Raw genomic sequence first — 23,389 nt, forward strand, 5'->3', positions numbered from 1 at the left:
TTGTGTTTAATCGTCGATTCGACAATTGTGGATATTAGAGCCATCGAACTGACATTCGACATCAACCCATTTGCCTTCAAATGGCGTTAATGAAGCATCAGTCGCTTGATAGCCCCACAAGGTCTTTTGCATCACTAAACCCGACAAATCAAGCTCATTGCTTCGCACTTCAAGATCAACTTCTTTCACTAACCACTGGTTGTCTGCGAGTTCAACACCTTCTATTTGAATCCATTTTTGGTCAAGTGTCGCTAAGGTTAAACCGTCATCGAATTGAGTTCTGGCATCAATATCAAATGTAAATCCATTAATTTGTAGCTGATTATTGGTAGTCAGTGTCGCCAGACCTTCTAGCTCGAACTTTTTACCTAAGGTTGGAGGTATTCCACCATTATCATGTGATGTTTCAAATTCAACTTCTCTGGCCCATAAACCCTGCGGCATAGATTGAATATCTACATCGACTAACTTGCCTTCAACCAAGTTAGCTTGCTTGCCATCTTCAAATTGAGTATTTGTAGTGACATAGAGTCGAGTACGGGCATTAAGCTCAAACTGCGTCTTATCTTGGTTGACCCAAGTAATAGTCCCTTCTAGCTCCATATCGTTAAAAGACGCCGTATCTTCCACCTCGACTTCAGAGGCCAAAAATGAAGCACCACTTTGCTGGCCTTCCACTTCAACCCATGCGCCTTCCTGTAAGCTGCCTTCTAAACGTGCGTTGGCATAATTAATCACTGCCGAACCGATATTGAATTGTTGCGCAGCCTTGTTTAATCCAGAGACACGTCCCTCGATTTCAGCAAACGCAAAATTGGGAATAAGGTTTATAGAATTAACCTGCCATTCTCCCATTACCGTTGGATAACCATTTACCGCCACCCAATCGCCTACTTTATACTGGGTCGCGTCCGCTGGTTTAACGACTAAATTAATCCCATTAACGGCAATAGTATTTTGATTAACGGAACTGATTTCACCCACGAGGCTTGGATCTAATATGACATTTTTAGCCTGTTGGCCTTCATTATCAATTTTGACCCTCATCCCCATTTGAATGGCATTAACCTCTAACGGCTGTTGACCATAGTGAATCTTAGCATTAGCGATATTGACGTTATATCCGTTGACCGTAATCGAATTATTGTCAGAAGCAATATTTGTTACTGTACCGTTAATTTTTGCAGGTAACGTAGGTTGTGGAACGATAGGATCAGGTTTAGAGGTATCTGTTGATGAATCATTACCACCGCAACCTGCCAGCAAAATGGCCGTAATACAGACTAAGAGTTTATTCATTTTCTTCCCTATTATGTCTTGTTAAATCAGTGCTGGGCATCTTAGTATGAAGATCGTCAAGCAAATGTGAAGAAATGAATTAACCGATGAAAGTATTAATTGTTGATGATAATCATGATGTTATTGAAACAATCATGGATTATTTAACCCTAGAGGGTATTATTGCCGACTGTGCATATCACGGGGAAAGTGCAATCAATTTAATTCAACAAAACCATTACGATGTCATCATAATGGATATTATGATGCCCAAATTAGACGGTATTAATACGGTCAAAAAATTGCGTGAAGAAATTTATTGTAATACACCGATTATATTTTTAACCGCCAAAGATAGCCTGCAGGATAAAATTGATTCTTTTACATCAGGTGGGGATGATTTTTTAAATAAACCTTTCGCGATGGAAGAATTATGCTTACGACTGCATTCACTGCATAATCGTGGCCCACGTTTAGATGTGGGTATTTTGCGCTTCAGTGATATCAGTTTAAATTTGCAAACCCATCAAGTTACCCGTGCTGGTAAAGAAATTAAGCTCAGTAAAATTCAGCGCACCATTCTTTCACTGTTACTAAAACATGCGCCCGCTATCGTGAGTAAAGAGCAATTGGTAGATACAGTATGGGGAGATGATGCACCTTCGAGTGATTCACTTCGCAGCCACATATACAGCTTACGCAGTGCACTCGATAAAGGTTTTTCAGACTCAAAATTAGAGACTATCCATGGCCAAGGTTACCGACTTATCCCCTGAGCATTTTCCGAGTTTATATAAAAAAATCCGCCTCACTTTTTTAGTATTAACTAGCTTGATGTTTGCCATTTTTTGGAGCCTCATTTATATCGCCGAAGAACAAATTGAGAAGATTAGCCTCGAGCAAACGCTGGCCACAGAGACTCGCGAATATCTAAAGAATTATCAAAGGTTTGGTGATAAAGCACAGCTCCCCGATATCAATGAATTGAAAACATATTGGAGCAAAGAGTTTGTACCAGCTTGGCTGCAACCTTATCAAAATACCGGATTTTACGAACATCAACTGGGTGACGAAGATAAACACTTTTTGATATCCGCTCATCCTTCTGGGCAAGGGCTGCTGTATGTGGTTTATAAGGATGACGCGGACGATTTCCTTGATAGCTATGAAGATAGAATGCACATTTTGATCTCTATTATGGGGATCGGTTTGCTCCTGTTTATCATGGCGTATGGATTGTATTTTGTACGTCTGCTATCCAGTCCACTCGCTGAGATTGAAAATAAAATCAATCAACTATCACCAAAAAGACCGACATCAACACCGAGTACTTCATACCGTGAAACCCGCCAGATTGAGCAAACCCTATTAAGCAACAAAGCTAAAATTGCCGCCTACTTCACTCGAGAACAAGAATTTAGCCGTTTTGCCTCCCATGAACTACGCACGCCCATTATGGTGATCCAAGGTTCGGTCGAATTGCTCAAAAAAATCCCCAATGCGACAACCGAGGCTCAACAATTAATGGTCAAAAAAGCCATTACACGTATTGATTACGCAGGGCATCAAATGAAAACGCTCACCGAGGCCTTTTTACTTCTCGGAAAAGAAGACATTGAATCCCAGCACTACAGTCAAATTGATTTAGCACCACGCCTTGAACACATTTTAGCTGAAATGGCGCAGCATTTTGCCAAGCAAGAAATCACCTACAGCTTAACGCTTAAAGATTGCTTGAGCATCAAGGCGCCACTGAGCTTTATTGACATAGTGATAGGTAATTTAATTAAAAATGCTTTCAATTACAGTGCCGGAAACATTGAAATTACGATGCAAAGCAACCAATTATGGATACTGAATCCACTAAGCACTCAAAGTACTGATACATCAGGCTATGGCTGCGGATTAATTATTATTGAACGTATTTGCGAGCGAATGGGCTGGGCATTTTCAACCCAAAACGATGGTGCTAGCTATCAGGCTTATGTTCAGTTTATAGATAATGCCCATTAACTGAAGTTAGCTTGGATAAATGACCTCGTTTTAGCAAATTCTGAGTTGCAAACCCAATCTTCACAACCGCTTCACGCTTGTCTTGGCACTATGCTCGCAACACTGTAATAGCCATTGAGGCTGAGTTACATAAAACCATAGAAAGGACAAACAGATGAATAAAATGACTCTTACCGTTTTCGCAATGGCACTTTCATTCACGACTATGACCAGCCAAGCAGGCTTTCAACCTACAACGGGTGAACCTCAAATACAGGGTGGCTTCCAAGGGCCGAGCGCAAGACAAGTGATTCATGATGTGGTGAGCGCGCTCAATGCCAGTGATGACGCCCAAATTGAGTTAACGGGCCATATCATTTCTTCCATTGGACACGATGATTATATTTTCCGTGACGCTACGGGTGATATTAAGGTCGAAATTGATGATGATTTATGGCGCGGCAACACAGTAACACCTGAGACTCAGGTCATTATTCGTGGTGAAGTGGATAAAGATTGGTCTGAAGTGACCATAGATGCAGACAACATTCAAATCGTACAATAAATTGATTTAGTTAAAGCCAGCCAATGAATGGCTGGCTTTGGTCACATCCAAACTTCATGTCTTAAATACGCTTAGATAGCAGCCAAAACAACTTCAGCTTTACTGGCTTCAAAAGCCTTTGGCTCTTCTACATTCAGTAGAGTCACTACACCGTTATCGATGATCATGGCATAACGTTGTGAACGCACGCCACCAAAACCGGCAGTATCCATCTCTAAACCTAAGGCTTTAGTAAAGCTGGCATCGCCATCGGCTAACATCATTAATTCAGAGGCATTTTGTGCTTCGCCCCACGCTTTCATCACAAAGGCATCGTTCACAGCAACACAGGCAATCAAATCCACGCCTTTCGCTTTAAATTGATCGGCTAATACCACATAGCCAGGTAAATGCGCTTCAGAACACGTTGGAGTAAAAGCACCTGGCACTGCAAACAATACGACTTTTTTACCCGCGAACAATTCGGTAACTTGGTGATTCACCATGCCATCTTTAGTCAGTTGACCTAATGTGGCCGCGGGTAATGTTTGACCTTGAGCAATCATGTCTTTCTCCATTTAGTTAAAATAACTCATCCATACTAGCCCTATTTACCGCAGATAAACACCGAGAGAAATAAGGGCGATTAGACTCGAGTTCGATTCAACCGCAGCCCCGCACACAAACTAAGACATAACAAACCTAATACTGAGAAGGCGCCGCCACTTTCCTCAACAACAATAATGTCGGGCTCTCTGTCTCGATCGCTACTCTCCAATGGCAGCGCATACAAACTATCGGTCTCATCGGCGCTAATGGTCGCAACAATATCGCTGTAACCCACTTCATACACATCAATCAACACATCATAGTGATCCGTCGCATAACCCGTGTAGAGCGTGGTCAACACTTCGTAATCGTCCTGTGTCGAATCGCCGTAAATGGTAAATACGTCTGTGGTGTAATAATGCACCCAAGGGCCACCATCACGACTGAGATAAAGCTCGGCAAATAAATCAGCTCTTTCATTAAGATATGCACCATTGACATCAACGTCGAAGGTCACGCTAAACGTTTGATAAAAACCATCGTAGTCAAAGTCTTCAAACAAACGACTGCTGGCATCAAAAATCGAAAAGCTGTGATACACAGGTGCGCGGTAGGGATCTTCACTGGTCGCACTCGAACTCGGAATCCCTTGGCTCGCATGTTTCGCTGTTACTTGCTCACGCGTCATAGGCGAGGCGCCCATAAGTTGCACTCGGTTTGTCGTCTGCGCTTTGGATGATAAGGCTGCTGGCGCCAAGGATTTCACGGCTGCAGCGGCGACTTCAGTGACATTTTTTGCGGGCGCGGCTTGTTGTAACAAAGCTAAAGCTTGTTGTTCCTGCTCAGCAGCTTGCTCGCTATTTTCTGCTTTTTTGGCAATACCAACGCTGGCTGCAGTAAATGGCGTTAAGCTTTGCGATGACTCCAGTTCGCGGGGCTGAGCGCTAGCGACAGATGACGCTAAAAACAGCGCAGCAATAGCCGTTGCCATAAACAGCTTAATATTAACTGTGGCTGCCATATCTTGCTTATTGAGTATGTTCATCTTGAATATCCTATGGATAACCCGTTCAAATTGGAGCTATTAAAGTGCAATGAAGGTGAACATAAGCTGAACATCAACGCCCACTGTTCTCAGCCAGAAGATACGTTCAGCCCGAGTTCATCTGGAATGGGTAACACTTACAAAACTTAAACGATACAAGCGCGAGCATAGAGATAGACTCGCCAACAGAACTTCAGTTCTGTCACGAATAACAAAATAACTGCCAGAGTTAATTTTGAAGGAATTGTGCCAACCAATTGGCTGATCTCTATGTGTTTGTTAAGGTGATGAGGTATTCTTAGTCGACTCGATAAGTTATCCATCTCACTCATTAACTTAAGATCGCTAAACATTGCGGGTACCCGATATGAAACTTGGTTTGACCTTGGCCCTAATCACTTGCTTATCAGCCTCCTTTGGTTGCATAGCAGGTAATGATAGACATGATGATCGCAATCAGCCTCGTAACCAAGGTGCGAAGAATGAGCAGCGCCGTCTAGCGGTCAATAGCCCTGATCAAGCGGTGGCAATGGCGCAACGACAATTTCAAGGCAAAGTATTGAGCGTACAATCCAGCGGATCGGGATATCGTATTAAAATCCTCAATAATGATGGCCAAGTATTTTCTGTTTCAGTAGATGCCGCAACGGGCCGAGTCTCGAGGAACTAACGATGCGATTGTTACTAGTTGAAGATGATATAGAACTACAGACTAACTTAAAGCAACATCTCCTCGATGCCCATTACAGTATCGATGTGGCGAGTGATGGTGAAGAAGGCTTATTTCAAGCGCTCGAATACAACTATGATGCAGCAATTATCGATGTAGGTTTACCTAAACTCGATGGTATCGCCTTGATCCGTAGCGTGCGTGAACAAAAACGCGACTTTCCTATCCTGATTTTAACCGCAAGGGACAGTTGGCAAGATAAGGTTGAAGGACTCGATGCCGGTGCCGACGACTATCTGACGAAACCTTTCCATCCCCAAGAACTCATCGCACGACTAAAAGCCCTGATCCGTCGCTCCGCCGGTAAGGCCAGCCCCCTGATCTACAACGGCCCCTTTAGCCTTAACACCAGCAGTCTAGAAGTACGTAAAGGCGAAGAACTGGTTAATCTCAGTGGTTCTGAATACAAGCTATTCGAATTTTTTATGTTGCATCAAGGCGAAGTCAAATCAAAAACCGTCCTCACAGAGCACATCTACGATCAGGATTTTGATTTAGATTCTAACGTCATCGAAGTCTTTATCCGCCGGTTACGCAAAAAACTCGACCCAGATAATCAATACAACTTAATTGAAACTCTGCGCGGCCAAGGTTATCGCCTAAAAGCGTTAACGTCCGGGCAAGCAGCCGATGAGTAAACGCGCCATGGCGTGGCAAGTGTTGAACTCCCTAAAAGCACGCTTAGTTGCCAGCGCGCTATTATTTATCTTAGTGTTATTACCTTTGATCGGCGTTGCCTTAAACGATGCCTTTACTGAACAAGTTAAAAGCGCAACCAAGAATGAACTCAGTGCCTATGTCTATTCGATTCTCGCGGTGACTGAAGTCGAAAACAAACAAATCTCCATCCCAGAGTTAGTGTTAGAGAATCGTTTTAACCTCATTCAATCAGGGCTGTATGCCATTGCAACCACTGAAGACGCCAGCGGCAAACAAGATATAGTGTGGCATTCGCAATCTTTTATGGGGATTACGCCACCGCCACATTTTACCATCCCAGCCACGGGTCAAAGCGCATTTGAGCAAATCGAGCTCGCCGATCAACTCCATTTGATTTATAGCTTTAGTGTCAGTTTTGCCAGCCAAAATCAAAACGTGCCTGTGACAATCCACATTATTAAAGACGAGCGAGAATTTCAGCAGCAAATTGATCAGTTTAATCAACAGCTTTGGACTTGGCTGCTGATCTTAATGTTAGTCATGTTAGTGTTTCAATTGAGTTGGTTACTATGGACGTTGCGGCCTTTAGCACGCTTTACCCAAGAGCTACATTCCGTCGAGCAAGGTAAGTCGATGCAGCTAAGTAGCCAGTACCCCACTGAATTACAAGCGGTTGCTCGGCAGCTTAATATTTTGCTCAATACCGAACAAACCCAACGAAAACGCTATCGTAATGCCTTGGCCGACCTAGCCCATAGCCTCAAAACACCACTGGCGGTGATCAAGAGTCAGGCCGACTTAAGCGAATCCTCCAGTGAGCAAGTATCAGTGATCAGCAGGATCATTGGCCACCAGCTAAAACGCGCCCAAACCGCAGCGGCGGCCTCGTGGCATTTAGGTATTCGTGTCGATGAAGTCGCCGCTAAGTTATTACGCACATTAGCTAAAATTTATCGAGAGCCACAAATCAATCTCAGCGGCGAGATGGTAGAACACGCAGTATTCAAAGGGGATGAAGCAGATCTGACTGAAATTCTGGGCAATTTACTCGACAACGCCTGTAAAGCCGCGAAGTCTACGGTGACATTAACGGTCACAGGCGATGCCTATCAACTGCTAATCTGTATCGAAGATGATGGCCCTGGGATCAGTGAAGCCCTGCAAAATCAAATCTTTGAACGTGGTATTCGCGCAGACTCCTACCTTCAAGGTAATGGTATTGGGCTTGCTATCGTGCGCGATTTAGTCGACAGCTATAACGGCAGAATTTCTGTCTCTCGTTCAGAAACCTTAGGTGGTGCCAAATTTAGCATCAGCTTTGCACACTCAGTTTAAGTCTTTATTTTCAATTTGATAGATTTATTACTTCTCTTAAAACTTGGATATAGATAAATATTTAACCGCAAAACACTTTCAGCTTATGTTCATATTCACACGCCTAATATGCCCATAACATCCTCGAACAGGATTATTGGAGCAAACCATGAACAGACTACATCGATGGAATTGGCTAGTGTTAACGGCGGCATTAGTGGCCTTGCCTTTCACTACCACAGCCCAAGCTGCGGGCGTATCTGTGAGCCAAGGATCGAGCACAGCGGCAAGCCAAGCCGAACTCGAACAAATGCTGGCGCCTATTGCCCTGTATCCCGATAGCTTACTGACCCACATACTTATCGCTTCAACTTATCCACTCGAAATAGTGCAGGCACAGCGTTGGTTAACCCAGCGCCCCAAATCATCGATCGACCAAATTATGTCGCAAGCCGAAGATCAGGACTGGGACCCGAGCGTCAAAGCCTTGCTGGCCTTCCCGACTCTGCTGCAAAAAATGAGTGAAGATCTCGAATGGACTCAAAGACTCGGTGAAGCCTTCTTAGAAGATGAAGGCCAAGTGATGAACAGCATTCAGTCCCTAAGACAACAGGCTGATAAAGCGAATAGCTTAGCGGACATGGATAACATGGCAATTACACGCGCCAACAATCAGATCATCATAGAACCCGCGAAGCGAGAAATCGTCTACGTCCCCTATTACGATCCACGCGTGGTTTACGGCACATGGCGTTGGGGTGTGGCTTATCCACCTGTATATTGGGAATTTGGCGGCTATGCTGGCTATCCCTATCGTCCGAGTCATAACCATTTCTACTGGTCACCGGGCATCCATATTTCCTTTAACTACTTCTTCAGTTCGTTCCACTGGCACAACCATAAAGTGGTGGTGATCGACTATCGCCATTCACACCGATATCGCCCACGGGAAAGATACAGTGTTAGCCATGGCGCACAACCTTGGAAACATAAACCCGAACATAGACGCGGCGTGAGTTATCACAATCCAGTGGTAAAACAACGCTATTACCATGATGATAAATATCGCGGCAGAGATTCACACTCCAGCGGCAGTAAACAGCACTTCAATAGCCAATATTCGAAGTCTAAAGAACGCCAAGATACCCATAGTAATCTGGGTAATATGAGTAATCAGGGCAATAAAAGTCGTGATAATAAAGACTATCACAACGTCAGCCGTGAACGTGATAACCGCACGCCGAGTTATCAGAAAACGCAAGCCGAGTTAAAGGAGCGTCGATCCGCGACTATGGTACAAACACCAACCCACAAGGAGCGTAATGACATGCAATCAAGACCCGTGCAGTCAAAGCCAATACCATCGAGGGAGCCGCAGCAAAGGCAATACCAAACTCGTGAATCGCAGCCGCGTAATATCGATCAACAAAGGGCACAGTCACAAAGGCAAGAAAAACCAAGAACTATGACCCCAAGAAGTGAAATGCCACGGCCTGAAACAAGACGTACAGAGCCACAACGGATTGAACAACCAAGACAAGCAGCGCCTAGACAACGCGAAGAAGTGAGAGTGAGACAAAGTGAGCCACGCCAAAATGCGCAAACCGCTCGCTCGGTAGAACATAACCAAGGTCGATCAACTCAAAGCCAAGAACGTCGTCATAGGGAATAACAAGATATAAACTGAAAACGAGTGCCCAGAAGACTCACCCTCTTACTGGGCATTTTTATGGATTATTTATCTGTAACATCACCTCACAAAGGCAACTTCCTCCAGAATTAATATCCTAAATATATCTCATATTCCAAAATGAACTACAAATAACAATTTTAATAACCAAATTTGTAGATATAGTCAGAGTGCGAGTCAAACTGGCTTCATCCGGTCGTCATTTGGCTCTCTTATAAACTCACATCTTGGAGGATAAAATATGGCAACCTTATTAATTGTGCCAGGGTTTGGTGGTAGCGGCCCTTTACATTGGCAAAGTTGGATTGCACAAAAATATGAATCAGCTATATGGGTCAATGACTTACCACTATTGGAGCCTAAGATTCATATCTGGGCCAATGCCATTTGCCGCGCAATCGATCAAATCGAAGGTGAAATCCTCATCCTCGCCCACAGTTTTGGCTGTTTAGCGACAAGCCTTGCCATCGCTCATCATCCACAGCGGGTAGCAGCAGCTATTTTAGTCGCGCCAGCATCACCAGCACGATTTTCTGAGAATGGACACATTCTGCCTGAACACGATGGCAATCAAACGATCAAACACTTGTTGCCAAAACATCCCTTAGGTGTCGCAGGGCTTGTCATTGCCAGTGAAAACGATCCTTGGATGCCCTTTAATCAAGCTGCAAAACTGGCAAAAAAATTGGGATTCCCAACAATCAACTTAGGGTTAAGTGGCCACATTAATGTCGATTCCGGACATGGACAGTGGCCCCTCATTGATGTGCTTATTGGTAATCTTATCTATCAAATAGAAAGTGCAACTCAGAGCCAGTCTAACGATCTCGTAAACTCAAACACACAAAAGACACACTTATTACATAAAAGAATATCAAATCGCAAAATGTAACTTTTTAGTTATCAATATTTGATTATAATTCCAATTACGTTGTCAAAAACCACTTACATGAGGACTTATATGGCAACCAAAGAAGATCTACAAACCGTGATCCCCTTGCTCGTCAATAGTTTAGAAAAACTACTGGGTAGAATTGAGTTTGGGACAGTGGAATTAACCTTTCACCATGGGAAATTAGTGCAATTAGAAAAGAAAGAAAAAATTCGTTTAGACCAAGTTACGCCGTCGAAATAAAACGAAATTTACCACCCAATCAACACAGTTAGACCACATCGCTGACCGGTCAACCGGAAGCCTTATTAAATAATATGAGGATTTCGGTATGAATATTTTATCTCACCTACAAAAAGCAACACTCACCTTAGTTTTGGCCTCGGCTAGTTTTCTCGCACTCGCTGAAGATACGCTATTGAATGTTTCCTATGATCCAACCCGTGAATTCTATCGGGAATATAACCAACTCTTTAGCCAATATTGGCAAAAACAGGGCCATAAAGCCCCAACCATACGTCAATCTCATGGTGGTTCAGGCTCGCAAGCTCGCTCAGTTATTGATGGATTAGAAGCGGATGTTGTCACTCTGGCACTGGCCTATGACGTTGATGCATTAAGGCAAAAAGCGGATTTAATTCCTGAAAATTGGCAAAGTCGCCTGCCACACAATAGCTCGCCCTATACCTCGACCATAGTGCTATTGGTTCGCAAGGGAAATCCCAAAAATATCCATGACTGGAATGACTTAGTTCGAGAAGGTGTAGAGGTCATTACCCCAAATCCTAAGACTTCAGGCGGGGCGCGCTGGAACTATCTCGCCGCTTGGGGTTATGCACTGAAGCAATACGGCTCAGAAGAAAAAGCGTTAGAGTTTGTTACTCAGATTTATAAAAACGTACCTGTGCTGGACTCTGGCGCCCGTGGCGCAACCAATACCTTTGTACAGCGTAAAATTGGCGATGTGTTCATCGCTTGGGAAAATGAAGCCATATTATCTGTTGAGCAGTTAGGAAAAGGTGAATTTGAAATCATTGTTCCAAGTGTCAGTATTCTTGCCGAGCCACCAGTGACAGTGGTAGATAAAAATGTCGATCGCAAAGGGACACGTAAGTTAGCAGAAGCTTACCTAGCACATCTCTATACTGATGAAGCACAACACCTAGCAGCAAAACACTTTTATCGCCCGACAAACCCAGACGTTGCGTTGCAATACAAAGACAAATTTCCACAACTGACGCTCTTTACCATTGATGAAGTTTTTGGTGGCTGGAACAAAGCACAAAAAACGCATTTTAATGATGGTGGTCAATTCGATTCTATTTTAACCAAGATTAGCAAGTAATCTTTTACGCGGTTTCACTCATACGAAACCGCCCATTGGTTTCACTTATCTCGCGACGGAATAATGATATGAGCAAGGTTGTCATAAAATCTGTGCTACCTGGATTTGGTATTACCTTAGGCTTCTCAGTTTTATATTTAAGTTTGCTATTTCTTATTCCTGTAGCCGGATTAGTTCTGTTTACGCTGCAAATGAGTTGGGCTGACTTTTGGGTCGCAATTAGTCATCCTCAGGTTGTAGCCTCATACAAGCTGTCATTTACGGCGTCTTTTATTGGCGCCAGCATTAATGCCATTTTTGGGACTCTCGTCGCTTGGGTGTTAGTACGTTATCAATTTTTTGGTAAAAAAGTCGTCGATGCTTTAGTCGATCTGCCTTTTGCCTTACCGACGGCTGTCGCAGGTATCGCGCTCGTAACGCTTTATTCGACTACCGGGTGGGTAGGTCAATATTTACACTTATGGGGCATTAAAGTCGCCTACAGTCAAATTGGTGTTGTAATCGCCTTAACTTACATTGGATTGCCCTTTGTCGTACGAACAGTGCAACCGGTTTTGGCTGACTTTTCAAAGGAACTTGAAGAAGCCTCAGCATCCCTCGGTGCTAATCGATTAACCACCATAAGAAGAGTAATCCTACCTGCGATATTACCTGCATTATTAACGGGTTATGCCTTAGCCTTTGCACGTGCAGTGGGCGAATATGGTTCCGTCATTTTTATCTCGGGCAATTTGCCCTATCGCACCGAAATTACTCCGCTACTGATAGTGTCCAAAGCTGAGCAATATGACTATAACGGCGCAGCGGCTATCGGCGTGGTCATGCTCGCAGCAGCTTTCCTCTTATTGTTATTAATTAATAGCCTACAGTGGTGGGCGAGTAAAAGAGGTTAAGTCTATGGGTCAAATATCGACTGTAAATCATCACGCTACCACTGAGGCACCTTGGATAAAGTGGAGTTTAATCGGGATCGCATTAAGCTTTCTCGCACTGTTTCTGGTTTTGCCATTAGCGGTTGTGCTCTACGGCGCCTTCGAAGCGGGTCTCAAGGTCTGGTGGCAAGCCGTGACCGATCCCGATGCGCTCGCTTCCATTCGCCTCACCTTGTTAGTGTTAATTATTGTTGTACCCACTAATGCTATTTTTGGTGTCGCCATCGCTTGGGCCATTGCTAAATTTGAGTTTAGAGGCAAAACCATACTGATCTCGATAATCGATATGCCCTTCGCCATTTCACCCGTAGTGGTCGGGCTGATTTTTGTGATCCTCTTCGGTGCCCAAGGCTGGTTTGGGCCTTGGCTTGCTGCCCATGATTTAAAAGTGATTTTTTCCGTTCCGGGCATAGTCATTGTCATCATGTTCGGCACTTTACCCTTTATTGCCCGTGAACTCATCCCACTGATGCAACAACAGGGCAAAGATGAAGAAGAGGCCTCACTCACCCTAGGTGCCAGTGGTTTAAAGACCTTTTGGTACGTCACACTGCCTAACATTAAGTGGGGCTTACTCTACGGCGTGATCCTGTGTAATGCCCGTGCTATGGGCGAGTTTGGGGCGGTAGCAGTGGTCTCTGGGCGCATTCGCGGTGAGACCAATACTATGCCGCTACACATAGAAGTGCTTTATAACGAATACATGTTTACGGCCGCGTTTGCCGTGTCATCCCTGCTCACAGGTTTAGCACTGGTCACTATAGTGCTGAAAAGCCTTGTGGAGTGGAAAGATGAGCGCAAACATCAAATTAACTAAACGCAACGTCCTTGGGAACAGAGCATTATGAGCATACACATTCAACAAGTTAATAAGCGTTTTAGTGATTTTGTTGCCGTGGACTCGGTCAATTTAGAGATCAAAACCGGAGAGCTGACAGCCCTTTTAGGCCCATCCGGCTCAGGCAAAACAACTTTACTCAGGATTATTGCCGGACTCGAACAGGCCGACAGTGGCATAGTCAGATTTAATGGCGAAGACATCACCACACAGCATGTGAGTGAACGCGGTGTCGGTTTTGTATTCCAACATTACGCCCTATTTAAACATATGACTGTATTCGAAAATGTCGCCTATGGACTCACAGTCAGACCACGAAAAACACGTCCGAGTAAGGCAGACATTGCCGATAAGGTGCATTCATTACTCAAACTCGTCCAATTAGATTGGACTGCTAATCGCTATCCATCACAACTTTCAGGCGGTCAAAGGCAACGCATCGCACTCGCCCGCGCGCTTGCGGTCGAACCTAAGGTTCTACTGTTAGACGAACCCTTTGGCGCGCTCGATGCAAAAGTCCGCGCAGAATTACGCCGCTGGTTAAGACGCTTACACGATGAGATTAATGTCACTACCGTATTTGTGACCCATGATCAGGAAGAAGCACTCGAAGTCGCAGATAAAATTGTAGTGATGAATCAAGGTCGTATCGAGCAGCAAGGTACGCCAGAAGAAGTCTATGATAATCCAAGCAATCCTTTTGTGTACGAGTTTCTTGGCAATGTGAACCTATTTCATGCCCGGGTAAAACAAGGGCATAGCACTATAGGCAATATCCACATACCCTCACCTGAACACACAATTAGCGAAGAGCAACAAGGCTTGGCCTATGTTCGCCCACACGAAATCGAGGTACTGACACAACCAACTGAAAATGCCCTTAAAGTCAGTTTAGACTTAGTGACCATAGTTGGCCCTGCAGTGAGATTAGAAGTCCTAACTGAGCTAGATAACCAACTGATCCATGTTGAATTATCTAAAGTGCAATTTAAACAGCTTGGCATAAACAAAGGTGATAGCGCTTGGATCCAGCCACGCTATACCAAAGTCTTTTTAGGGGAAGGCATTTAGCCACTCACCGCCATAATCAATAGATCAGAACTTCAAGGTCAAGGACTGACCTTCTCCCATTCCCTGCCACTCAACACTCAAATCCATAATCTCATTGAGAATATGATCAAAATCTGTTTGGTTAACAGTAGGAACGGCTAAGTCTCGACTGCTACAGGCTTGCTCTAACAGATAAATAAAGCCGTCATAGGTTGGCGTTTCGCCCGACCAGAGTAGCGACTGCAAGGTCTCGACTATGGATTCGGTTTGCCACACTTCCGTTTTATCTGCGATGGCGCGGGAGATTTCATTATGCTCTAAGGTAAAGCTGATATCGGCGCCAGCTCTGATCTGCGAGAAAAAAGCGCCTTGAATATGCAGGCGTTTTTCAACCACATAGTGGATCATATCGTGAGGTGCTATACCTTGTTCTGGCATTTGGGTTTGGGTCGCACTACCGTCCATGCGCACACAGCGCAACTGGCCATAACGCTGAGTACCTTTAGTGAAGATGACTTGCATAAAACCATCCTTAGTATTTTGATTAACGCATGCATAATGCGAACTCAAGTATAGTCCAACTCTGCGCCAGCATTAGAAAAACAACAACACTCTGCCGTTATAAATTACGCTGGATAAAGCGGAAACACTCTTCTGCCGCTAAGGGTTTACTAAAGTAAAACCCTTGCACTAAGTCGCACCCCATGCTCGACAATAATACCAATTGCGCCTCATTTTCAACCCCTTCAGCGACCACAGTTAACCCTAATTCATGGGACATAGAAATAGTTGCAGCGCTAATGGCTGCATCGTTCGGGTCGGTCTCAATATCCTTCACAAAGGATCGGTCGAGCTTTAACCTGTCTAAGGGCAAGAGTTTCAAATAGGATAAAGAGGAATATCCTGTACCAAAATCATCGATGGCGAGCTCGATACCATGTTGGCGCAATTCCGCTAATAGGCGCGCATTCTGCTCAGGATATTGCATCGCCACACTCTCGGTAATCTCCAGCTCCAGTGCGCCTTTGCCCAACTTATGCTTCACCAGCACATTGGTAATATCGGCGACTATCGTATCCTTACGGAGTTGATGCGCTGACAGATTCACTGCCATTCGCAACTCAGTGGCACCCGCTGCGCGCCAGACAGCAAGTTGCGCCATCGCCGTTTCTAACACCCATTGGCCAATTGGGATGATCATGTCGATCTCTTCGGCAATGGGAATAAAACGGTCAGGCGCTATCATGCCAAATTCGGGATGCTGCCAGCGCACAAGCGCTTCGACACTGACCACTTGCCCGCTTCTAATATCAATTTGTGGCTGATAATGCAGCCGCAATTCGTCGTTTGCTAACACTTGCCTCAGGCCCGTTTCAATATGCTGGCGCTCAGTGATCAAGGTGTTCATTGCCGCAGTAAAGAATTGATAGTTATTGCGTCCAGCCGCTTTTGCGCGGTACATGGCCATATCGGCATTTTTCATCAAGGCTTCAACACTGTCACCATCATTGGGGAATAAACTGATCCCTATACTTGGCGATGAATGTAATGCTTGATTATTAATCACATAGGTTTGACTCAAACCACTGCGCAGCGCCTCGGCTAAACTGGCCACTTCATCATGGTTCGTATCGGACAAGGCAACCACAAACTCATCGCCCCCCAAACGCGCCACAGTATCATTATCACCAACGATGTATTTCAAACGTCGGGCCACCTCTAGCAGCAGTTGATCGCCCACATGATGACCCAAGGTATCGTTGATATTTTTAAAGTGGTCCATGTCGATGAACATTACCGCTATTTGGCTGTGGGATACCAGAGCATCCTTAAACACCACTTCGAGGCGCGACTGCAAGCTCAGTCGATTAGGCAATAAGGTCAAAGAGTCATGATGGGCAAGGAAATGAATGCGTTCCTCACTGACTTTACGCTCACTGATATCGGTAAAGCTGCCAATATAGTGACTCACGGCACCAGAATCATCCCGCACCACAGACATCATCAACCATTTCGGGAAATCGTAGCCTTGTTTATGCCTATCCCAGACTTCACCTTGCCAGAAACCCGTTTGTTCGAGGGCAGCACGGACTTGAGAATCGATACTTTTATCCGTTCGTTCAGCCTCTATAAAACGGCAGTTTTTACCAATAATGTCCTCTCGGGAATAACCCGTGATCTGAGAAAATGCGCTATTCACATCCACAATAATATCGTTGGCATCCATAATCGTGATGCCTTCACCACTCTGCTGAAATACTTGCGCCAAGAGATTTACCCGCGCAACGGTACGCTCCTGCTCGGTAATATCTTCGACGATAAACAAAATTAGCTGTTCACCATTGGCACCAGTAACTAAAGCCCCGTTGAGGCGCACCGCCACTAATTGGCCATTTTTATGTAAATAATGCTTCTGATAGGGACCGTAACGGCGCGTCTGCTTTAAGCGCTCTAATTGCTCAGTTTCACTTAATTGATAACGCTTTGGGGTAAGATCCCAAGGATCAAGTTGATTAAGCTCATCGAGTGAATAACCCGTAATCGCTTGAAAGGCGGGGTTAATCGCCACAAATTGACCATCGTCTAAACGTTTAAGCACATGCCCCACAGGGGCCTTATCAAATAGGTTTCGATATTTTTGCTCACTTTCGACCAAGGTAGCTTGAAAAGCCTGACGGCGGGCAATTTCCTTCGACAATGCCATGGTTTTTTCTGTCACTTTTTCGGCAATACGTTGGCGCTCGCCGGAGGAAACTAGTGTCATGCCGCCCACGACCGCACAAGTGATAAAGGCGAGCAGCAGCATCAGTAGCGATAAGCTAAAAGTATCGCCCATCAGCACCGCATAGGATTGATAAATCACTATATGCCAATGACGATCCGCTAACATCAGATTTGCCTGAAAATACTGCCCAGTTTTATCGCTGAAGAGCTTGCTGCTAAATTCGGGAAACGATTTTTGAGTATTGCTATAAAGTAAGGTACCGCCCGCACTCATATCTGTCAGTTGCCACTGCAACCCTTTTACACTATCAACATCATCAATAATGCCTTGCAAATCAATTACAGCAGAACAAAACCCTGAGATCTTACCCAATCTGTCAAAAGCAGGAGCAATGAGTAAAGTGCCACCAGGACCATTGGGATCTTGTGCTAATTGAATCTTGGCTGTCATCACGGGTGCTAACGTCGCACGCACTTTTGCTATGGCAGCAGCTCGCGTCGGCTCACTATTGAGATCTAATCCCAAGGCCGCTTCGTTACCTATCTGCGGCTGAATATACATCACAGGGACTAGCCAACCATCAGTATTCGCCTGCCAGCCTTCGGGACGAGTCACTTTGTAGGAACCACCAACCACAGAACGAATTGATGCCTCAAAACTTTGCTGATCGGCTGCCGCCACAAGCGGTGACCAAGACCAAGCTCTAAAGCCATCCTTCATCAACATATTGCGTTTGCCAAACTGTACAAACTCATCCTCAGAAACCTGCTCGCTATTATCGAACAAGCTTGCTAAGGCAACAATTTGTTGGAGGTTAGCATCTTGAAAACTTTCAATATTGCTAATAATTGCATTAGATTGAACCAGAAACTTATCCCGTAACTGTTGGCGCTGATTCATATCTGAGTAGTAATAAATCCCCACGCAGAATAAAAAGCCCACCAGCAAAGGCACACCCGTCTGAATGCGGCGAGAACGCCAAATAACTCGCTTATCAAATAGCAACATAGTCAGAGGGATAAAAATCACGGCACCGAGCAAATCCCCAGTCCACCAATTTATTAAACTACCCAGTAAATCGGACTGTGGAATCGTACCGTTAATCACTAAGGAGAAATTGCCAAAAACAGTCGCTACAGTACAAGTTAAAGCTAAACTCAAGCAGGATTTAATGACGGCGTTAGGATTATCTAGGGTGAATAAATGATCGACTCGTCCAAGAACATAGGCAGAAAGCACTGCCTGTATAGATGAGCCAATTGAAATCGCAAAGGGCAACCACCCCCAATGGATATGTCCGCTGATGTTGAGATTAATCAACAAAGAACCAATGAACACGCCAATCCAAGGCGCATATTCTTTCCATAAAACACAAGCGGCAATAGCAATACCTGCGGCAGGCCAAATTGCAGCAGAATATCCAGGCGGCAAAGCAATCATCAAACCAATCTTACCTACAATAACGTAAGCTAAGGCGATGAAAATGTTTACCTTAAGGTATGGGATAAATGACTTTATGTGTAGTCCTTCATGCTGACGCACTTCGAGAATTGAGAAGCATCATGCCCTACTCACAGGCTCAATCTCAAGCACATATCAGGGGCGAGATAAGTTCACAGTTTAATAATCGGTTTATCTAATGTAAATAGCGTAAATGACTGACGCAATCACTCATTTAACGTGATGTTTTTATTTGGGATGCCGATCTCAAATGCACTTAATCACACAGCCAAACTTGGCGAGCCCAATCTTGCGACAAACAAGCTAACCCATCAAGACAACTACCGGCAACATTAGCCCCGCCATAGAAGTTAAGCTTAGTCTTTTTGCGGGTAAAGCGAACATGTTTATAGGGGCTGTAATCAACTCAATGACGCCACGAGCAAATCAACTTTAGTCAAAATGAATAAATGAGAGGCTTCACATTTTTTTATTTTATGAGAACAAAATCAGTTTAAATAATGTTAATTTTGTAAATCTAACGATCCAATTTAGTTTTAATTAAGGTTTTTTTAATACTAAAGCCCTTTTACTACGGGGATCCGCTTTCATTCAATAGCCGCTTCTTGGTATCCTCCTGCCGCATAAAAAAGTTACATGCTGAATATTTTTTGTTCTGCCAACTGACTCCTTTTCCCGTTCAGCCGGACTCATTAATTGAAATTAGCTCTTAGCCAATTCATTGTTGAAAGATTGAACCTAACTATTCGGCTTTCAACCTTTAGCATGACAAATCTAACCCTGTTTTTCGGGTTATTGTTTGTGCTGCCTATTGCTGACGTTTTATCTGTGTTGATCGGCGGTTGTGTCGATATTAGTGAATTAATCAGCCTCAGCAATGGCTTTTTAGTCGAGTTTATCGGCGCTAGTCTGCTCAGCCTGTTATTGCTCAACCCCCTCGTTATTCTGCAGTTATGGCATTTAATCGACTGCTGCTTCAAATTTTTCAATCATCTCGATTTAACTAACGCTTCACTTTTTTTAGCACCCCCAAGGCTAAAATCCCTCGAACATACCGCCCACGGTTGTCGCGCTCCGCCATTTTAACCCTCTGTTTTTAAATTCAAATTAAGCATTAAGCGCTGAAAGCTGATCTTAGATTTGCCTCGTGATGGCGGCACATTATTGTGTCATGCCTCTTGGGTTTCAGGATTTGCGCTCAGATAACGCCGCTTAGTGCGACTGCCGGTTAACGCTTGGCAGAGTTGTAAACCTTAGGGTTAGAGGAATCTTCCTTTGTTAATTCGAAAATTAAGTAAAGCAGCAATTGCGGCAGTAGCACTCATGCTCGCGGGTTGTGATGGCGGTGTGTTGGACCCTAAGGGCCAAATCGGTATCGATGAAAAACACCTGATTATCGTCGCCACCCTACTCATGCTCATTGTCGTTATCCCTGTGATTGCCATGACATTGTACTTCGCGTGGAAATACCGCGATGGCCGTGATCAGGAAATCTATGCGCCTAAATGGGCACACTCAACGGCGATTGAAACCGTAGTGTGGATAGTGCCGATTGTGATCGTGATAGTGCTAGGTGTGATCACTTGGGGTTCGACCCATGATCTTGATCCATATAAACCTTTAGAACACGAAGCGAAACCCGTCACGGTTGAAGTAGTGTCGCTGGACTGGAAATGGTTATTCATTTATCCAGAACAAGGCGTGGCATCGGTCAATGAGTTGGCGTTCCCAGCCAATGTGCCGGTGAACTTTAAGATCACCTCTGACACTGCGATGAACTCCTTCTTCATCCCTCAGTTAGGCAGCCAGATTTATTCTATGGCGGGCATGACCACTAAATTGCATTTGATCGCTAACGAGCCAGGCACCTTCGACGGTATCTCGGCTAACTACAGCGGCGCTGGATTTGCGGGCATGAAGTTTAAAGCGATTGCCACTCAAACACCTGCTGACTTCGAGGCATGGGTTGCCAAGTTAAAACAACAGGGCAAGACATTGGACTCAGCGGCCTATGCCACACTGGCTAAACCGAGTGAATACAATCCAGTTGAATACTTTGGCTCAGTGAGCAAAGGGATGTTTGACCAAATCGTGATGCAATACATGCACATGGACTCACATGAGGGCATAAAAGGTCACGAAGGAATGGACATGCACGCAGGCATGGAACACATGGGCACTGAGCACACATCTGACATGGCAGACATGGCACATATGGCAGGCGAACACGCGATGGAAAATACACAGAACATGGCCGACATGGATAGCTCAGCACCTTCTGTACCGTCATTAACACAAGACTCATCCACAGAACCTTCATCCCTAGAGCACTCATCCACTCATAAAGTGGAGGCGGAGTAATCATGTCATTTCTCGGTAAATTAAGCTTAGATGCGATTCCGTATCACGAGCCCATCATCATGGTGACCCTAGCGGTCGTCGCTGTGGTAGGTTTGTATATCGCAGCCTTGATCACTAAACACAAAAAATGGAGTGTACTCTGGAATAATTGGTTAACTTCAGTTGACCATAAACGCCTCGGTATCATGTACATAGTGTTGGCTTTAGTGATGCTCATTCGTGGCTTCTCCGATGCCATTATGATGCGTACCCAGCAAGCACTCGCCACCAACGGCGCAGCAGGTTATCTGCCGCCAGAACATTACGACCAGATCTTCACCGCCCACGGCGTGATCATGATTATCTTTATGGCGATGCCATTTATGATAGGTCTAATGAACTTAGTCGTGCCGCTGCAGATTGGCGCACGCGACGTTGCCTTCCCCTTCTTGAACAACCTCAGTTTCTGGCTGACCGCCTCTGGCGCTGTGCTGATCAATATTTCATTGGGTTTAGGTGAATTTGCTAAGACAGGTTGGGTGGCGTATCCCCCCCTCTCAGAGCTGGCTTACAGTCCGGGGGTTGGAGTCGATTACTATATCTGGGCACTGCAGATTTCGGGCATAGGGACAACCTTAACCGGGGTGAACTTTATCGCCACCGTGCTGAAGATGCGTGCCCCAGGCATGAAGCTGATGCAAATGCCAATCTTCACTTGGACTTGTACTTGGGCGAACATACTGATCGTCGCGTCATTCCCAATCTTAACCGCTGTGTTAGCCCTGCTGACACTCGACCGTTACATGGATTTCCACTTCTTCACCAATGACGGTGGCGGTAACGCCATGATGTATATCAACCTGTTTTGGGCGTGGGGACATCCTGAAGTTTACATCCTGATTTTGCCTGCTTTTGGTATTTTCTCCGATGTGATCTCAACCTTTACCTCTAAACGTCTGTTCGGTTACACCTCTATGGTGTGGGCGAGTGGTGCGATTTCAATTCTAGGTTTCATCGTTTGGTTACACCACTTCTTCACCATGGGCTCAAGTGCCAACGTCAACGCCTTCTTCGGGGTGATGACTATGGTGATTGCGGTTCCAACCGGGGTAAAACTGTTTAACTGGTTGTTCACTATCTACCGTGGCCGCCTACGTTTAACGGTACCAGTGTTGTGGACGCTGGGCTTTATGGTGACTTTCACTATAGGTGGTATGACAGGGGTGTTACTAGCCTTACCAGGTGCCGACTACGTTCTACATAACAGTTTGTTTTTAATCGCGCATTTCCATAACACTATTATTGGTGGCGCGGTATTTGGTTACTTAGCAGGCTTTGCTTACTGGTTCCCTAAAGCGACAGGTTTCCATTTGAATGAGCGTTTAGGTAAAGCGTCATTCTGGTGCTGGCAAATCGGTTTCTATGTGGCCTTTATGCCGCTGTACGTATTAGGCTTTATGGGTATGACGCGCCGAATTAGTCATACGGATAACCCAGCATGGAACCTGTGGATCTACTTAGCCGCCGTGGGTGCTTGCATCATCATGGTCGGTATCATTCTGCAGTTTATCCAACTGTACGTGAGTATCCGTGACCGCGACCAAAACCGCGACACCACGGGCGATCCATGGAATGGCCATACTTTAGAGTGGTCAACCGCTTCTCCACCGCAGTTCTATAACTTCGCTAAGCTGCCACAGGTTGCTGATATCGATGCCTTTACCGATGCGAAAGAAAAAGGCTTGGCTTATCAAGGCCTCAAACACTACCAAGCTATCCATATGCCGAAAAATACCTCAAGCGGTATCTTAATGGCGCTGGGGATCACTGCCGCGGGTTTTGCCGCTATTTGGCACATTCTCTGGTTAGCCATTGTGGGCTTAGTGGGGGCGTTTATCGTGTTCTTATTCCGTGCCTATAACAATGACGTCGACTATTACGTGCAACCCGATGAAGTGGCTCGCATTGAAAATGCCCACTTAAACAATGTAGTAAGGGGCTGAT

General features: G+C 45.0%; 21 protein-coding genes. 16 read left to right on the forward strand and 5 right to left on the reverse strand.

What is annotated here, in order from left to right; genetic code table 11:
- Positions 1 to 6: 6 nt before the first annotated feature.
- Positions 7 to 1,299, reverse strand: coding sequence for a DUF5666 domain-containing protein (locus L5L94_RS08425; RefSeq protein ID WP_263141446.1), 1,293 nt, complete (start codon positions 1,297 to 1,299; stop codon positions 7 to 9).
- Between the two features lie 86 nt (positions 1,300 to 1,385).
- On the opposite strand from L5L94_RS08425, the gene L5L94_RS08430 reads away from it, so the two are divergent.
- The 3 genes from L5L94_RS08430 to L5L94_RS08440 all read left to right on the forward strand — a co-directional run bounded on the left by L5L94_RS08430 (position 1,386) and on the right by L5L94_RS08440 (position 3,835).
- On the forward strand, positions 1,386 to 2,054 hold the full coding sequence (locus L5L94_RS08430) for a response regulator transcription factor (RefSeq protein WP_131525518.1): 669 nt from the start codon (positions 1,386 to 1,388) through the stop codon (positions 2,052 to 2,054).
- Positions 2,026 to 3,291: a sensor histidine kinase gene (locus tag L5L94_RS08435; protein ID WP_131525517.1), complete on the forward strand. Its 1,266-nt coding sequence runs from the start codon at positions 2,026 to 2,028 to the stop codon at positions 3,289 to 3,291. Before L5L94_RS08430 ends, L5L94_RS08435 begins: the two co-directional genes overlap by 29 nt.
- A gap of 154 nt (positions 3,292 to 3,445) precedes the next feature.
- Positions 3,446 to 3,835, forward strand: a complete 390-nt coding sequence (locus L5L94_RS08440) for a YgiW/YdeI family stress tolerance OB fold protein (protein ID WP_105250668.1) — start codon at positions 3,446 to 3,448, stop codon at positions 3,833 to 3,835.
- Positions 3,836 to 3,906: 71 nt separating this feature from the next.
- Here L5L94_RS08440 and L5L94_RS08445 read toward each other — a convergent pair whose 3' ends face one another.
- Entirely contained in the window at positions 3,907 to 4,380 is a 474-nt protein-coding gene (locus L5L94_RS08445; protein WP_113940228.1) for a peroxiredoxin, read from the reverse strand.
- Between the two features lie 80 nt (positions 4,381 to 4,460).
- Entirely contained in the window at positions 4,461 to 5,408 is a 948-nt protein-coding gene (locus tag L5L94_RS08450; protein WP_263162497.1) for a choice-of-anchor H family protein, read from the reverse strand.
- A 367-nt stretch (positions 5,409 to 5,775) separates the two neighbouring features.
- Here L5L94_RS08450 and L5L94_RS08455 point away from each other — a divergent pair, with 367 nt between their 5' ends.
- The 10 genes from L5L94_RS08455 to L5L94_RS08500 all read left to right on the forward strand — a co-directional run bounded on the left by L5L94_RS08455 (position 5,776) and on the right by L5L94_RS08500 (position 14,880).
- Complete coding sequence (locus L5L94_RS08455; RefSeq protein WP_105250671.1) at positions 5,776 to 6,078, forward strand: PepSY domain-containing protein; 303 nt, start codon at positions 5,776 to 5,778, stop codon at positions 6,076 to 6,078.
- 2 nt (positions 6,079 to 6,080) lie between these two features.
- A complete protein-coding gene (locus L5L94_RS08460) occupies positions 6,081 to 6,776 on the forward strand; it encodes a response regulator transcription factor (protein WP_105250672.1) in 696 nt (231 codons plus the stop codon).
- Entirely contained in the window at positions 6,769 to 8,133 is a 1,365-nt protein-coding gene (locus tag L5L94_RS08465; protein ID WP_105250673.1) for an ATP-binding protein, read from the forward strand. Before L5L94_RS08460 ends, L5L94_RS08465 begins: the two co-directional genes overlap by 8 nt.
- A 148-nt stretch (positions 8,134 to 8,281) precedes the next feature.
- Positions 8,282 to 9,784, forward strand: coding sequence for a DUF3300 domain-containing protein (locus L5L94_RS08470; RefSeq protein ID WP_263162499.1), 1,503 nt, complete (start codon positions 8,282 to 8,284; stop codon positions 9,782 to 9,784).
- A gap of 259 nt (positions 9,785 to 10,043) precedes the next feature.
- Positions 10,044 to 10,694, forward strand: a complete 651-nt coding sequence (locus L5L94_RS08475) for an alpha/beta hydrolase (protein WP_263162501.1) — start codon at positions 10,044 to 10,046, stop codon at positions 10,692 to 10,694.
- A 69-nt stretch (positions 10,695 to 10,763) separates the two neighbouring features.
- Positions 10,764 to 10,937, forward strand: a complete 174-nt coding sequence (locus L5L94_RS08480) for a YezD family protein (RefSeq protein ID WP_011790691.1) — start codon at positions 10,764 to 10,766, stop codon at positions 10,935 to 10,937.
- 88 nt (positions 10,938 to 11,025) lie between these two features.
- On the forward strand, positions 11,026 to 12,039 hold the full coding sequence (locus tag L5L94_RS08485; RefSeq protein WP_263162503.1) for a sulfate ABC transporter substrate-binding protein: 1,014 nt from the start codon (positions 11,026 to 11,028) through the stop codon (positions 12,037 to 12,039).
- Between the two features lie 68 nt (positions 12,040 to 12,107).
- On the forward strand, positions 12,108 to 12,932 hold the full coding sequence (gene cysT / locus L5L94_RS08490; RefSeq protein WP_263141424.1) for a sulfate ABC transporter permease subunit CysT: 825 nt from the start codon (positions 12,108 to 12,110) through the stop codon (positions 12,930 to 12,932).
- Positions 12,933 to 12,936: 4 nt separating this feature from the next.
- A complete protein-coding gene (cysW, locus tag L5L94_RS08495) occupies positions 12,937 to 13,788 on the forward strand; it encodes a sulfate ABC transporter permease subunit CysW (protein WP_263162505.1) in 852 nt (283 codons plus the stop codon).
- Positions 13,789 to 13,815: 27 nt separating this feature from the next.
- Entirely contained in the window at positions 13,816 to 14,880 is a 1,065-nt protein-coding gene (locus L5L94_RS08500) for a sulfate/molybdate ABC transporter ATP-binding protein (protein ID WP_168826299.1), read from the forward strand.
- A 24-nt stretch (positions 14,881 to 14,904) separates the two neighbouring features.
- Here the strand turns inward: L5L94_RS08500 and L5L94_RS08505 are convergent, their stop codons facing one another.
- Positions 14,905 to 15,381: a cytoplasmic protein gene (locus L5L94_RS08505; RefSeq protein ID WP_263147353.1), complete on the reverse strand. Its 477-nt coding sequence runs from the start codon at positions 15,379 to 15,381 to the stop codon at positions 14,905 to 14,907.
- Positions 15,382 to 15,478: 97 nt separating this feature from the next.
- Entirely contained in the window at positions 15,479 to 19,126 is a 3,648-nt protein-coding gene (locus tag L5L94_RS08510) for an EAL domain-containing protein (RefSeq protein ID WP_263162506.1), read from the reverse strand.
- Between the two features lie 615 nt (positions 19,127 to 19,741).
- On the opposite strand from L5L94_RS08510, the gene L5L94_RS08515 reads away from it, so the two are divergent.
- The 3 genes from L5L94_RS08515 (at position 19,742) to cyoB (ending at position 23,388) form a co-directional block, all read left to right on the forward strand.
- Positions 19,742 to 20,131 carry a hypothetical protein gene (locus L5L94_RS08515; protein ID WP_105250682.1) on the forward strand — a complete coding sequence of 130 codons (390 nt, stop codon included), beginning with the start codon at positions 19,742 to 19,744 and terminating at the stop codon, positions 20,129 to 20,131.
- Between the two features lie 189 nt (positions 20,132 to 20,320).
- A complete protein-coding gene (cyoA, locus tag L5L94_RS08520; RefSeq protein ID WP_263162509.1) occupies positions 20,321 to 21,406 on the forward strand; it encodes a ubiquinol oxidase subunit II in 1,086 nt (361 codons plus the stop codon).
- 2 nt (positions 21,407 to 21,408) lie between these two features.
- Positions 21,409 to 23,388 (forward strand): cytochrome o ubiquinol oxidase subunit I, encoded by a 1,980-nt coding sequence (cyoB, locus tag L5L94_RS08525; RefSeq protein WP_263162512.1) that lies wholly within the window; start codon positions 21,409 to 21,411, stop codon positions 23,386 to 23,388.
- Position 23,389 lies beyond the last annotated feature (1 nt).

This window comes from Shewanella sp. SM21, assembly GCF_025654335.1.
GTDB lineage: Bacteria > Pseudomonadota > Gammaproteobacteria > Enterobacterales > Shewanellaceae > Shewanella > Shewanella oncorhynchi.

Bases quoted from the DNA above. Each gene is read 5' to 3' on its own strand.
- L5L94_RS08425 (WP_263141446.1), bottom strand. From the start codon at position 1,299: ATGAATAAACTCTTAGTCTGTATTACGGCCATTTTGCTGGCAGGTTGC.
- L5L94_RS08430 (WP_131525518.1), top strand. From the start codon at position 1,386: ATGAAAGTATTAATTGTTGATGATAATCATGATGTTATTGAAACAATC.
- L5L94_RS08435 (WP_131525517.1), top strand. From the start codon at position 2,026: ATGGCCAAGGTTACCGACTTATCCCCTGAGCATTTTCCGAGTTTATAT.
- L5L94_RS08440 (WP_105250668.1), top strand. From the start codon at position 3,446: ATGAATAAAATGACTCTTACCGTTTTCGCAATGGCACTTTCATTCACG.
- L5L94_RS08445 (WP_113940228.1), bottom strand. From the start codon at position 4,380: ATGATTGCTCAAGGTCAAACATTACCCGCGGCCACATTAGGTCAACTG.
- L5L94_RS08450 (WP_263162497.1), bottom strand. From the start codon at position 5,408: ATGAACATACTCAATAAGCAAGATATGGCAGCCACAGTTAATATTAAG.
- L5L94_RS08455 (WP_105250671.1), top strand. From the start codon at position 5,776: ATGAAACTTGGTTTGACCTTGGCCCTAATCACTTGCTTATCAGCCTCC.
- L5L94_RS08460 (WP_105250672.1), top strand. From the start codon at position 6,081: ATGCGATTGTTACTAGTTGAAGATGATATAGAACTACAGACTAACTTA.
- L5L94_RS08465 (WP_105250673.1), top strand. From the start codon at position 6,769: ATGAGTAAACGCGCCATGGCGTGGCAAGTGTTGAACTCCCTAAAAGCA.
- L5L94_RS08470 (WP_263162499.1), top strand. From the start codon at position 8,282: ATGAACAGACTACATCGATGGAATTGGCTAGTGTTAACGGCGGCATTA.
- L5L94_RS08475 (WP_263162501.1), top strand. From the start codon at position 10,044: ATGGCAACCTTATTAATTGTGCCAGGGTTTGGTGGTAGCGGCCCTTTA.
- L5L94_RS08480 (WP_011790691.1), top strand. From the start codon at position 10,764: ATGGCAACCAAAGAAGATCTACAAACCGTGATCCCCTTGCTCGTCAAT.
- L5L94_RS08485 (WP_263162503.1), top strand. From the start codon at position 11,026: ATGAATATTTTATCTCACCTACAAAAAGCAACACTCACCTTAGTTTTG.
- cysT (WP_263141424.1), top strand. From the start codon at position 12,108: ATGAGCAAGGTTGTCATAAAATCTGTGCTACCTGGATTTGGTATTACC.
- cysW (WP_263162505.1), top strand. From the start codon at position 12,937: ATGGGTCAAATATCGACTGTAAATCATCACGCTACCACTGAGGCACCT.
- L5L94_RS08500 (WP_168826299.1), top strand. From the start codon at position 13,816: ATGAGCATACACATTCAACAAGTTAATAAGCGTTTTAGTGATTTTGTT.
- L5L94_RS08505 (WP_263147353.1), bottom strand. From the start codon at position 15,381: ATGCAAGTCATCTTCACTAAAGGTACTCAGCGTTATGGCCAGTTGCGC.
- cyoB (WP_263162512.1), top strand. From the start codon at position 21,409: ATGTCATTTCTCGGTAAATTAAGCTTAGATGCGATTCCGTATCACGAG.